Source organism: Agrobacterium tumefaciens str. B6, assembly GCF_001541315.1.
GTDB classification, from domain to species: domain Bacteria; phylum Pseudomonadota; class Alphaproteobacteria; order Rhizobiales; family Rhizobiaceae; genus Agrobacterium; species Agrobacterium radiobacter.
The window spans coordinates 84602-96270 of record NZ_LMVK01000051.1; the positions used below are offsets into that span (position 1 = coordinate 84602).

Annotated in this window: 10 protein-coding genes; 6 read left to right on the plus strand and 4 right to left on the minus strand. The window is 59.6% G+C overall.

The window, feature by feature from the left end; all coding sequences use genetic code 11:
• The first annotated feature begins 102 nt into the window (after positions 1 to 102).
• The gene (locus tag ASB65_RS25300; RefSeq protein ID WP_236766218.1) at positions 103 to 1383 is read left to right on the plus strand and encodes a hypothetical protein; all 1281 of its coding nucleotides are present in this window, start codon (positions 103 to 105) and stop codon (positions 1381 to 1383) included.
• Positions 1384 to 1681: 298 nt separating this feature from the next.
• On the opposite strand, the gene ASB65_RS25310 is transcribed toward ASB65_RS25300, so the two are convergent.
• Positions 1682 to 1903, minus strand: coding sequence for a hypothetical protein (locus tag ASB65_RS25310; RefSeq protein ID WP_060725767.1), 222 nt, complete (start codon positions 1901 to 1903; stop codon positions 1682 to 1684).
• A gap of 61 nt (positions 1904 to 1964) precedes the next feature.
• Between ASB65_RS25310 and ASB65_RS25315 the strand changes: the two genes are divergently transcribed.
• Together ASB65_RS25315 and ASB65_RS25320 are read left to right on the plus strand one after the other, a co-directional pair.
• Positions 1965 to 4478: a GcvT family protein gene (locus tag ASB65_RS25315; protein ID WP_003502951.1), complete on the plus strand. Its 2514-nt coding sequence runs from the start codon at positions 1965 to 1967 to the stop codon at positions 4476 to 4478.
• A 160-nt stretch (positions 4479 to 4638) separates the two neighbouring features.
• Positions 4639 to 5472 carry a response regulator gene (locus ASB65_RS25320; RefSeq protein WP_060725838.1) on the plus strand — a complete coding sequence of 278 codons (834 nt, stop codon included), beginning with the start codon at positions 4639 to 4641 and terminating at the stop codon, positions 5470 to 5472.
• 22 nt (positions 5473 to 5494) lie between these two features.
• Here the strand turns inward: ASB65_RS25320 and ASB65_RS25325 are convergent, their stop codons facing one another.
• Positions 5495 to 7051, minus strand: coding sequence for a phospholipase D family protein (locus tag ASB65_RS25325; protein WP_060725768.1), 1557 nt, complete (start codon positions 7049 to 7051; stop codon positions 5495 to 5497).
• Between the two features lie 156 nt (positions 7052 to 7207).
• On the opposite strand from ASB65_RS25325, the gene ASB65_RS25330 reads away from it, so the two are divergent.
• From ASB65_RS25330 to ASB65_RS25340, 3 genes are read left to right on the plus strand one after another with little or no spacing between them, the layout of a single operon-like run.
• Positions 7208 to 7522, plus strand: coding sequence for an ArsR/SmtB family transcription factor (locus tag ASB65_RS25330; protein ID WP_003502944.1), 315 nt, complete (start codon positions 7208 to 7210; stop codon positions 7520 to 7522).
• A complete protein-coding gene (locus tag ASB65_RS25335; protein WP_060725769.1) occupies positions 7519 to 7875 on the plus strand; it encodes an SRPBCC family protein in 357 nt (118 codons plus the stop codon). Before ASB65_RS25330 ends, ASB65_RS25335 begins: the two co-directional genes overlap by 4 nt.
• 43 nt (positions 7876 to 7918) lie before the next feature.
• Positions 7919 to 8527, plus strand: coding sequence for an ATP-dependent Clp protease proteolytic subunit (locus tag ASB65_RS25340; RefSeq protein WP_060725770.1), 609 nt, complete (start codon positions 7919 to 7921; stop codon positions 8525 to 8527).
• Positions 8528 to 8535: 8 nt separating this feature from the next.
• On the opposite strand, the gene ASB65_RS25345 is transcribed toward ASB65_RS25340, so the two are convergent.
• On the minus strand, positions 8536 to 9426 hold the full coding sequence (locus ASB65_RS25345; protein ID WP_060725771.1) for an NAD-dependent epimerase/dehydratase family protein: 891 nt from the start codon (positions 9424 to 9426) through the stop codon (positions 8536 to 8538).
• Between the two features lie 67 nt (positions 9427 to 9493).
• Positions 9494 to 11617 carry a DNA topoisomerase IV subunit B gene (parE, locus tag ASB65_RS25350; RefSeq protein ID WP_060725772.1) on the minus strand — a complete coding sequence of 708 codons (2124 nt, stop codon included), beginning with the start codon at positions 11615 to 11617 and terminating at the stop codon, positions 9494 to 9496.
• Positions 11618 to 11669: the final 52 nt, after the last annotated feature.

Consider the following 11669-nt stretch of genomic DNA (forward strand, 5'->3'; position numbering starts at 1 on the left):
AAAATATAATCAGAATACCCGTAATGACTGTATTGTTTTGTAAACTGTAAGTTGATATATTGTGGTTATTATTTAGTTTATTTCTTTTCTGTCGGGGTTCAAATGCCGGATCCAATCGATGAGAATGCCCAGCCTGCCCAGCCTGCCCAGCCTGCCCAGCCTGCCCAGCCTGCCCAGCCTGCCCAGCCTCCGGGCCCGGTTTCTGCGAAAACATCTCTTCGGGAAAGACTGAAGGGTTTTTGGGCGTGGATGCAGCCCCATGCCACCCGGCTGTCCCTTCTGACGGCTGGGGTCGTTATCGGCTCGGCGGGTCTGTTTTTCCTGATGGGCGAAGCGGATGTGACCGACGATTACCTGCCCAAACGCTGGAACGAATCCATCCGCCGGTTGGGCATCGAGCCGGTCTATCCTCCGCAGGAGGATATTTATGTCGGAGACATTATCGTCGAAGTTGTCGATTCAGGGCACAAATTCAAGTCTTTACCTCCCGATCTTGAAAGTGAGTCCTTCATCGGCCGTTACGTCAAGATAACCCAGATACCAAATTTGCGGGGTTATCTCGGCGTGAAGTCGGAGGCGCCCTATTTCGGCGACAGCACCTGGCTGGAGGACAAGAAGACGCTCTCGGTTGCTCAACCCCGTGCGGAGATTGCAACGGACGGAACCACCTCGGGCCTGCAGGTGAAGGACGCGCTTTTTCCCGTCATCAAGATAGAGCGCAAGGAAGGCATGGCGGGGCTTCTGCGCAATATCGCCTTCGGTGGCGCACGGGCGGATGTCGAGGAAATCGAACTTCAGAATGTTCAGACCTACGCGATCAACCCTTTCCATGCGCAAAATGCGCTGATGGCGTTTTGCAATGACAAAGACACCAAGGTCTATTGTGCGGACGAATATCTTCGCGAGAAACTGTCCTATATTCTCAGCCGCGACATTTTGAGAACCGGGGATACGGAGGATTGTGGTCCGCGTTATATTTACGATATCCGCCTGCTGGTTGTGCGCCAGGCGTTTCTGACGCGCGGCGTCAAGGTTACCAACGGACGGGGTCGCTCGGCTTTTCTGGATGCGGGGGGTAACAGGGGAGACCCCGAAAAGAGTATATCCGATGCCGCTGTGGCTGCGACCACAGCGCCGCAGGGCAAGCAGCCCGGGACCCAATATATGGCCGATAGTGACAACAGCATTCACAGCACAAACAGCTCTGGCCTGTTTTCCGATCGCCAGTTCGCGCGGCCGCTCGTCATAGGCTTCAATAGTGTTTCCATAGGCATGCGCAACAGCACGCCTGCCTGGCTGGATGCCGCAGCAAAGGCGGCCGCCGGCAAGGAAGTTAAAGACAGCGCCAGGATTTGTGCGTCTTCGCAGGAGGTTGCGAATTGAGACGGGTCATTTTTCTCTTCGGTATGTTTTTTCCGGTTTTAGCAAGTGCGCAGGATGTCGTTCGCCCGTCTGTGACTGCAGGGCCGCTTGAGCAATTCACCACTGATTGTATCTATCGCATTCCGCCTTGTGGCGGCGGTGGCTATCCACCGCCACCGCCTCCGCCCGGTGGGGGCGGTGGGATACACAATCTGCCAGGTGGTCCTGTCTTCAAGGACTCGATCATCGTTCCGGGCAATGATGTCCTCAAGGGTTTGAAACTGGACGGCCCGGATGTGCGGGGGCTGCAAATGCAGCTTCAGAACCGATAGTCGGCAAGTCCGGCCCGTGGCCTGCCTTTTGGTCGCGGGTCGCAATCCCGGTCTGTTTCGGCCGGATATTTCTCGATATCTTTGCTGCCGTCTCTGCAAGAGGCGGCGGCAATAAGAAAGCCCACCCCGGTGGAGGCAATTTCTTCCCTGTCGCAGCACCCTATGGCCATGTCGCAATCAGGCGGCTGAACGGTCGACAAGCGCTTCATATTCCTCCCATCCAATGTCGGCGGAATAAGGCAAGGCCGGCGCTTTTCAGGGGTTCTGTAAATGAAGACACATGCACGGGCGGTGGTGATCGGTGGCGGCGTCGTCGGCGTTTCGACGCTTTATCATCTTGCCAAGAAGGGCTGGAGCGACAGCGTTCTCATCGAGCGCAAGGAGCTCACCTCGGGTTCCACCTGGCATGCCGCCGGGCTTCTGCCGCTGTTCAACATGAGCTATTCGGTCGGCCAGATCCACAAATATTCCGTCAAGTTCTATGAGGAGCTTCAGGAAGAGACCGGCATGAATGTCGGCTTCTCCAAGGTCTCCAACATCCGTCTCGCCCGCACCAAGGATCGCTGGGACGAATATATGTATTATGCCGGCATTGCCGAGACCATCGGTGTGCGGGTCAACATGCTGACGCCGGAGCAGGTGAAGGAAATCTGGCCGCTCTGCGAGACGGACGGCCTGCTGGGCGCCATCCAGCATCCGGATGACGGTTATATCCAGCCTGCCGATCTGACGCAGGCGCTGGCCAAGGGTGCGCGTGATCGTGGCGCGACCATCTATCGCAACACCACCGTCACCGCCATCGAGCAGCTGGAAGATGGTCACTGGAAGGTGACAACCGACAAGGGCGAGATCATCGCCGAACATATCATCTCCTGCACGGGCTCCTTTGCCCGCAAGACCGGCGAGATGGTCGGCATCAACATTCCGGTCATTCCGGTCGAACATCAGTATATCGTTACAGAGCCGCACCCGGCCATTCAGGAACGTCGCCGCCAGGGCCTGCCGGAAATGGGCGTCCTGCGCGAATCCGACTCAGCCTGGTATATGCGCGAGGAAGCGGGCGGTCTGATCCTCGGTCCTTACGAAGTCGGCGCGCCGGTCTGTTATGTCGACGGTCCCTCCGATGACAGCGAATATGAGCTGTTCCAGGAGGAACTCGACCGCCTGATGCCGCATATCGAAACCGCCATGGTGCGTGTTCCGGCCTTCGGCGAAGTGGGCATCAAGAAGGTCTATAACGGTGCTATCGCCTATACGCCCGACGGCAACCCGATTGTCGGTCCCGCACCGGGCCTGAAGAATTTCTGGCTGAACGAAGGCCATTCCTTCGGCATCACCGCCGCCGGCGGCGCTGGCTGGCAGCTGGCTGAATGGATCGTCGACGGCGAGCCGACGCTCGACCTGATGGGTGTCGATCCGCGCCGCTTCGGGCCTTACGCAACGGAAGGTTACCTCATCGCCAAGAACGAGGAAGCCTATGCCAACGTCTTCACCATGCATTATCCGGATGAGGAGCGTTCCGCCGCCCGTCCGCTGAAGACCACGCCGGTTTATGACCGCCTGAAGAAGCTCGGCGGCGTGTTCGGCTCGGTTTATGGCTGGGAACGTGCCAACTGGTATGCGCCGGAAGGTTATTCGCTGCGCGAGGAAGATCTCGGCGTCGGTGCCGATGTCATCACCAGCCACAATCATGCGCCGGCTCTGGATGATGGCCGTATCGTTGAAAAATGGTCCTTCCGCCGCTCGAATTATTTCGAACATGTCGGCAACGAGGTGAAGAACGTTCACCAGAATGTCGGCGTGCTTGATATGTCGGCCTTCGCGAAGATGGAGGTTTCCGGCCCCGGTGCACGGGCATGGCTCGACAGCATTCTCGCCAACATCGTGCCGAAGAAGCGCGGCCGTATCGCGCTCACCCATCTTCTGACGCCGACTGGCGGCGTGAAGGCGGAATTCACCGTCTATGAGTGGGCGCCGGGCCGCTTCTACATGGTTTCGGCCGGTGGTCTCGAGACGCATGACCATGACGTGCTGCGCCGTCTTGCGCCCACCGACGGGTCCGTGGTGCTGCAGCCGATCACGCAGAAATACGGCGTGCTGGTTCTGGCCGGTCCGAAGTCGCGCGATCTCCTGAAGAAGCTCACCCGCACCAGCCTTGATAACAAGGATTTCCCCTGGCTCACCGGCAAGCAGATTTCCGTCGGCGTGGCGACGGCGCATGCGCTGCGCGTCAACTTCGTGGGCGAACTGGGCTGGGAACTGCACCATCCGATCGAGATGCAGAATTACATCTTCGACCGGCTGATGGAAGCGGGCGCCGAATTCGGCATCAAGCCTTTCGGTATTCGCGCCATGGTGTCCATGTCGCTCGAAAAATCCTACCGCAATATGGGCCGCGAACTGTCGGTTGAATATAACGCCTATGAATCCGGCCTCGACCGCTTCGTGCGCCCGGAAAAATCCTTCATCGGCCGCGATGCGCTGGTGGCTTACAAGGAAGCCGGCGCGAAATGGGTGTTCTCGACGCTGACCGTGTCTGGCAATACGGATGTCGATGCGCGCGGTTCGGAAGCAATCGTCGACGAAAACGGCGTGCTTGCCGGCCGCGTGACAAGCGGTGGTTTCGGCTGGCGCATGGGCAAGTCAATTGCGCTCGCCATGCTCAAGCCGGATTATGCGGCCGTCGGCACCAAGCTCAAGATCCGCATTCTCGGCACGTCCTATGATGCCGAAGTGGTTGAAGAGAGCCCGTTCGACACCGAAAATGCGCTTCTGCGCGTATAAGACCACATCCCCTCCCAAAGTCGGAATACGGCCCCTCGCGGGCCGTATTTCCTTTTAAGTAAGCATGTGCTCAACTGGCTTTCACGCAAAAGTGTTATTAATCATTCTGAAAAATGAGCCTGCTATCTTTCCCTGACATACGATGGGGGATCGGGGCAGAATGAATTTCCTGGGCATTACGGGCATGCAATATTCTGGCGTGCCTTTTACCAACAGCCGCATCTTGCTGGCGGAAGATACAAATGTGTTCACCCAGATGGTGAGCATGCGCCTGAATGAATTGCTGGGCGTTACCGTGGAAGTGTGCCGCAATTTCGAGGAGTTGCAGGCCTGTTACGAACATTCTCCCGAACCGGTGACGCTGGCGATTTCCAACATCAACCTGCCGGGGGCGGAAAAGGGCGAGGCGCTGGAATATCTGATCGATCTTTCGATCCCGACCATCGTTTTCACCAGCACCTTTCACGAGGGGACGCGCGAAACGCTGATCGCCAAGGATGTGGTCGATTATATCCTGAAGGACAATATTTTCGCCGTGGATATGCTGACGGAATCCGTCTGCCGCTTTCTCACCAACCACCGCCACCATGTGCTGATCGTTGATGACAGCCCGACGGCGCGGGCGCTGCTTTCGAGCCGCCTCAAGCGTTATAATTTCCGTGTCAGCCTGGCAGATAGCGGCGCCAAGGCGCTCGAAATCCTGAAGGCCAATTCCGATATCGGCCTCGTGGTGACCGACTATAACATGCCCGATATTGACGGCTTCGAACTGACGCGGCGCATCCGCACCGTGCGCGGGTCGCATGAGCTGCGCATCATCGGCGTGTCGTCCTCCACCAACCGGCTGCTTTCCGCACGGTTCCTCAAGGCGGGCGGCAATGATTTCATGCTGCGGCCCTTCATTGACGAGGAGTTCTATTGCCGCGTCAACCAGAACCTCGATACGCTGGTTCAGATACAGCTGGCGAAAGCGGGGGTAAGGCCGGCGGCCTGACGGGGAGCGGCGTGACGGCCTGTCAAAGCTGCGATTCAAACGGCAGGAAGCGCATGATACCGGCGACGATGCGGCGGCTGATGGCGGCGTCGGGTTCGCGCCGGTAGGTTTTCGTCCGGCCCTGTTCTTCCGTCATCCAGACAATATGCCTGCCTTTGTCGATTTCCAGCTCGAAGCTCATGGTGCGGCGGATTTCGTCGGCGAATATCTCATCCATGCGGGCAACCAGCGGGGCCGAGTTGAACACGACGCCCATTTCCGTATTGAGCGAGGCGGAGCGTGGATCGAAATTGAGCGAGCCGATATAGCCGGTCTTGCCATCACGGGTGAAGGCCTTGGTGTGCAGGCTCGCCTGTCCCGAACCGCGCAGGGTGAAGTTCGACTGATCCGCCTGCGCGCGCAGCTCATGCAGCTGCACCCCGCCGGAGAGGAGCGGTTTTCGATAGCGGGCATAACCGGCGTGAACGGCGGCAACATCGGTCGCCGCCAGCGAATTGGTGAGGATGGCGACTGACACGCCGTTTTCGGCGAGTTGCAGGAATATCCCCACCCCCTGTTTGCCGGGAATGAAATAGGGGGAGGTTATGTGCAGACTGTCGCCTGCTGCCTGCATCAGCGGCAGCAGGCTTTCCATCAGGAAGTTGTGACCCTTGCGGCGTTTGCCCGCCGCTTTCTCCGGCGGATCGGCAAGGATATCCGCCGCCTCAACCCAGTGCAGGCGGTCCGACATCAGAAAATGCTCGCGGCCATACTGGCTTTCGACGCGTTCCAGATAGGGTTTGGCCGCCTCGCTTTTCGGCAGGGCATCCAGTTCGCGGCGCAATTTGGCGAGTTTGTTTGGCCTGCGTGAAAGCAGGGAACGCACGGGAACGGAAACGGCGCTGTTCCAGTAATCGTCGAAGATCTCGGTGGCGTCGGCGACGATGCTGCCGAAACCGAGAATATCGAAATCATGGAAATTCGCGCGCTCGGCGGCATCGAAATAGGCGTCGCCAATATTGCGTCCGCCGACGATCACCGCCCGCCCATCGGCAATCCACGCCTTGTTATGCATGCGCCGGTTGACGCTTCGGAAACGCAGCACCAGTTCGATGCCTCGATGCAGCATGTTTTCCCGTGCCCGGGTGGGATTGAACAGCCTGAGTTCGATATTGGGGTGGCTGTCGATGGCGTGGAAGATACGGTCTGAGATGGAAACGCCGAGATCGTCGAGGAGCAGACGCACGCGCACACCGCGATCGGCGGCGGCGATGACTTCGCGCATCATCAGCCGTCCGGTCAGGTCGGCATTCCACATGTAATACATGAGATCGAGGCTGCGCCCCGCCGCCCGGGCCGCCGCCACGCGCACCGCAAAGGCATCGAGATTGGAATGTAAGAGGCAGAGCGCGTTCTTCTCGTTCCAGCCGTTTCGGATCGATTGCCAGTGCCGGTCCAGCGCCGTTTCATCCTCTGCAACGGGCAGGGCGGTGGAAGGGCGCTTGGGAATGGCCTTTTCCCGCTGCTTGCCGATGACGACGAACAGGCTCGGTCCTATGACCAGGAGAAGAATGATGATGAAGACCGTAAATGCAGTCACTTGTTTTGATCGCTCCCGGCCCGAAGAGTATCAGGCGCAGTGAAAACGCGCGAGGGGAGAAAGCGTTCACGGAATTGGACGCTGTGGATGAAAAACGCTGCCTTCCGCCCGCCGAAGGGACTTGTGAATAAGATAAGTGTGTGCTTATGTGTTGTCATGACTGAGAATGATATTTTCCGTGCGCTGGCCGATCCGACACGTCGCGCCATTTTCGAAAAACTGGCGGACGGTGCCATGAACGCTTCCGCCTTGCGCGAAGGCATCGAGATTAGCCAGCCGGCCATGTCGCAGCATCTTTCTGTCCTGCGCGGGGCGGGGCTGGTGGTTGAAAGACGGCAGGGCCGTTTCGTCAATTATGAGGTCGATCCGGGAGGATTGACCCGCATTGCGGCATGGCTCGCCAAATATCGCGCCTATTGGCCGCAGCGCATCGAGGCTCTGAAGCTCCTGCTGAAGGATATGGATCAATGAACAGGCAAATACCGGAAGCACCGAAAAACGGTCTGGAGCTTGAATATGATCTGGACGAGTCGCCGCAGAAAGTGTGGCGTGCGATCAGCATTCCCGCTTTTCGCGAACACTGGTTGCCGAGGCAAGCCCTGGCGGAACCAAAGGCGATAAGAACCACGCCGGGGCAGGAGGTCTGCTACCGGCTGCGGGAGGATCATCCGCCATTTCTGGAAAGCACCGTCACGTTCCAGATCGCAGCGAATGACCGTGGCGGCACCAGCCTGCGCATCATTCATGACCTGCCCGTAAATACCGGCCGCATGACGAAGGCCGCCGCAAACCACAACGGTTCGCCGATCAAGCTCGCAGCCTGATCCGGCACGTTTCCCGATATTCTTAAACGACAGGAGTTCGCCGATGCGAGAAACGATGCAACTCGTCCCTATGGTAGTCGAACAGTCGTCAAGGGGAGAAAGGTCTTTCGACATCTACTCCCGCCTGTTGCGCGAGAGGATCATCTTCCTCAACGGAGAGGTGAACGATACGGTTTCCGCGCTGGTTTGCGCGCAATTGCTGTTTCTTGAAGCGGAAAACCCGAAGAAGCCGATCCATCTCTACATCAATTCGCCGGGTGGCATGGTGACCAGCGGTTTCGCCATGTATGACACCATGCGCTACATTCGCGCGCCGGTGCATACCTTGTGCATGGGGACGGCCCGTTCCATGGGCTCGTTCCTGCTGATGGCGGGCGAACCCGGCATGCGGGCGGCGCTGCCCAATGCCAGCATCCTCATTCACCAGCCATCAGGCGGTTTTCAGGGGCAGGCGTCGGACATGCTTATCCACGCCGAGGAAATCAGGCAGACAAAACACCGCATGACGCGGCTTTACGCCGAACATTGCGGGCGCAGCTACGAGGATTTCGAGAGGGCGATGGATCGCGACCGCTTCATGACGGTGCAGGAGGCTCTGGAATGGGGCCTGATCGACCGCATTCTGGAAGTCCGCGAGGATGCGGCGGCATAGGGCCGGACTTACTCGGATTTCCGGCTGATATTGGCGCCTGCTGGCAGGACTTCCAGGCTGCACCGGGCAAGCTCAGCCACTACTTCCTCGAAACCGAAGCGGGATGTCCAGCCCAGCCCCTCTGCGGCGCGTGCGGGTGAATAGATCCGGTCAATGGTCACCGGCAGCGCCCACCCCATCTGCGCGAAAGTGGCGGCGAGGGCCGGGGTCCGCTGCCGCAGGATGAAGGCTGCATCCCGAGCGAGAATGTCGCAGTCATCAGCGGAAAACGGGGTGGCGGCCGATATGATGTAGCGTTGGAAATCGTCTCCAGCATTGCTCAGCGCCTGCACATGGGCATCGGCGACATCGCGGATATCGACGCCGCGATGCAGCCGGTAGGCCGCCATCACATCGGCGGGCTCCGGGAAACTTCTGGACATGCGCAGCACGCGCACGGCGAGATGCGGGCCGGCCATCTCCGCCAGCACATGCTCGGCTTCGAGCTTGGTGCGGTGATAGATGCTTTTCGGCCGGGGTGGCGTCTCTTCATCGATAAATGTGCAGGACCCTGCAGATACCGCGTGTCCGTAAAGCGCCGTGGTGCTGGTGAAAACCAGCCGTGGCACGCCTGCCGCCATGGCCGCTTCCGCCAGCATGCGCGTCCCGTCGACGTTGATGCGCTGAAATTCTGCGTCCGGAACGATGCCGACATGCGGTGCGTGGAGCGCTGCCGCATGGATCACCGCATCCGCTCGCTCCAGAGCGGAATGCAGCAGTTTTATGTCCGCGAAATCGCCGACAATGTGAGTGGTGGAAAAGGGGGAGCGATCAATGCCGGTAACATCGTGCCTGCCGGCTAGGGCGCTGAAAATCGCGCGGCCGACCCGACCGGAACTGCCCGTCAGCACTATCCGCATGAGGTTCCCTCCACATCAACACAAAAGGCAGCGCCATGCGCTGCCTTTCAAGGGTGCATCCGGATGATCAGATATCCAGATTATCCGCGAAGGCCGCTCGTTCCTGAATGAAACGGAAGCGGGCATCGGCCTTGGTGCCCATCAGATTGTCGACGGCCTCGCGGGTGCCTTCGAAATCCACATCGTCGATCTCGACGCGCAGCAAGGTGCGCTTTTCGGGATCCATGGTGGTTTCCTTCAGCTGCTGGGCCATCATTTCGCCAAGGCCTTTGAAGCGGCCGATTTCGACTTTCTTGCCCTTGAAGATGGTTTCCATCAGCTCGGCGCGGTGGGCGTCGTCGCGGGCATAGGCGCTCTTGGCGCCCTGACGGATGACGTAGAGCGGCGGCACCGCCAGATAGAGGTGATTGCCGCGAATGAGTTCCGGCATTTCCTGATAGAAGAAGGTGATGAGCAGCGAGGCGATATGGGCGCCGTCAACATCGGCATCGGTCATGATGATGATGCGTTCATACCGGAGGTCTTCTTCGCGGTATTTGGTGCGGGTGCCGCAGCCGAGCGCCTGGATGAGATCGGCGATCTGCTGGTTGGCGGAGAGCTTTTCGCGGCTGGCGCTGCCGACGTTGAGGATCTTGCCGCGCAGCGGCAGAATGGCCTGATTGGCGCGGTTGCGGGCCTGCTTGGCGGAGCCGCCCGCCGAGTCACCCTCGACGATGAAGAGTTCCGCATTTTCCGCCGTGTTCTGGGCGCAGTCCGCCAGCTTGCCGGGCAGGCGCAGCTTGCGCACCGCGGTCTTGCGGTTGACTTCTTTTTCCTTGCGGCGGCGCAGGCGCTCTTCGGCGCGCTCGATCACCCAGTCGAGCAGCTTCGCCGCTTCGCCCGGATTGCCGGCGAGATAGTGGTCGAAGGGATCGCGCAGCGCGTTTTCAACGATGCGCTGGGCCTCGACGGTGGCGAGCTTGTCCTTGGTCTGGCCGACGAATTCAGGCTCGCGGATGAAGACCGAGAGCATGCCGGCGGCAGAGATCATCACGTCGTCGGTGGTGATGTCCTTGGCGCGCTTGTTCTGCGTCAGATCAGCGTAATTTTTGAGGCCCTTGGTGAGCGCGATGCGGAAACCCGCCTCATGCGTGCCGCCTTCGGGCGTCGGGATGGTGTTGCAATAGGAATGAATCTGCGTATCTCCGCCATACCAGGTGACGGCCCATTCCAGCGCGCCGTGGCCGCCGGTCTTTTCGGTGCGGCCAGAGAAAATCTCGCGGGTGACGGTGAATTCCTTGCCGAGCGTGGCGGCAAGATAATCCTTGAGGCCGCCGGGGAAATGGAACACGGCCTTCTCAGGGATTTCGCCGCCGGCCGGCACCATGCCGGGATCGCAACTCCAGCGGATTTCGACGCCGCCGAAGAGATAGGCCTTGGAGCGGGCCATGCGGAAGATGCGGGCCGGTTCGAACTTGGCGTGATCGCCAAAGATTTGCGGGTCCGGATGGAAACGCACGCGGGTGCCGCGACGGTTGTGCACGTCGCCCAGCTCCTCCAGCCCGCCGATCGGCGCGCCGCGCGAAAAACGCTGGCGGTAAAGCTTGCGATTACGCGCCACTTCCACTTCCAGAAGATCGGACAGCGCATTGACCACGGACACGCCGACGCCGTGCAGGCCGCCCGATGTCTCATAGGCCTTGCCGTCGAACTTGCCGCCGGCATGCAGCTTGGGCATGATGACTTCGAGCGTCGACTTGCCCGGAACCTGCGGAGGGTTTTCCACGGGAATACCACGGCCGTTATCGGTGACTGTCAGGAAACCTTCGGTATCGAGATGGACTTCGATGAAGTTGGCGTGGCCGGCGACGGCCTCGTCCATGGAGTTGTCGATGACTTCGGCAAAGAGGTGGTGCAGCGCCTTTTCATCGGTGCCGCCAATATACATGCCGGGGCGCATGCGCACCGGTTCCAGCCCTTCGAGCACGCGGATCGACGAAGCACCGTAGTCGTCACCGGAAGGAGACACGGGGGCCGGAGGGGCAGGCGGCGTAACGGCCGCAACGGCTGCGGGTTTCGGCTGCACATTCAGGTTGGCGGGCACGTTGGCGGCCGCGGTCGCCGGCGTCTTCGCGGCGTCCTCGTTCGTTTCCGTATCGCTGTTTCGTGCTGCCGGAAGACCGGAGAAGAGATCGTTGCTGTCGTCCATCATGTCCAAAGTTCAAAAGCGTGTGTCAGAATTTCGCCATGCGAATCATTATGCC

What these genes read in the sequence shown, in the direction of transcription:
- ASB65_RS25300 (WP_236766218.1), top strand. Translation starts at nt 103, where the DNA reads ATGCCGGATCCAATCGATGAGAATGCCCAGCCTGCCCAGCCTGCCCAG.
- ASB65_RS25310 (WP_060725767.1), bottom strand. Translation starts at nt 1,903, where the DNA reads ATGAAGCGCTTGTCGACCGTTCAGCCGCCTGATTGCGACATGGCCATA.
- ASB65_RS25315 (WP_003502951.1), top strand. Translation starts at nt 1,965, where the DNA reads ATGAAGACACATGCACGGGCGGTGGTGATCGGTGGCGGCGTCGTCGGC.
- ASB65_RS25320 (WP_060725838.1), top strand. Translation starts at nt 4,639, where the DNA reads ATGAATTTCCTGGGCATTACGGGCATGCAATATTCTGGCGTGCCTTTT.
- ASB65_RS25330 (WP_003502944.1), top strand. Translation starts at nt 7,208, where the DNA reads ATGACTGAGAATGATATTTTCCGTGCGCTGGCCGATCCGACACGTCGC.
- ASB65_RS25335 (WP_060725769.1), top strand. Translation starts at nt 7,519, where the DNA reads ATGAACAGGCAAATACCGGAAGCACCGAAAAACGGTCTGGAGCTTGAA.
- ASB65_RS25340 (WP_060725770.1), top strand. Translation starts at nt 7,919, where the DNA reads ATGCGAGAAACGATGCAACTCGTCCCTATGGTAGTCGAACAGTCGTCA.
- ASB65_RS25345 (WP_060725771.1), bottom strand. Translation starts at nt 9,426, where the DNA reads ATGCGGATAGTGCTGACGGGCAGTTCCGGTCGGGTCGGCCGCGCGATT.
- parE (WP_060725772.1), bottom strand. Translation starts at nt 11,617, where the DNA reads ATGATGGACGACAGCAACGATCTCTTCTCCGGTCTTCCGGCAGCACGA.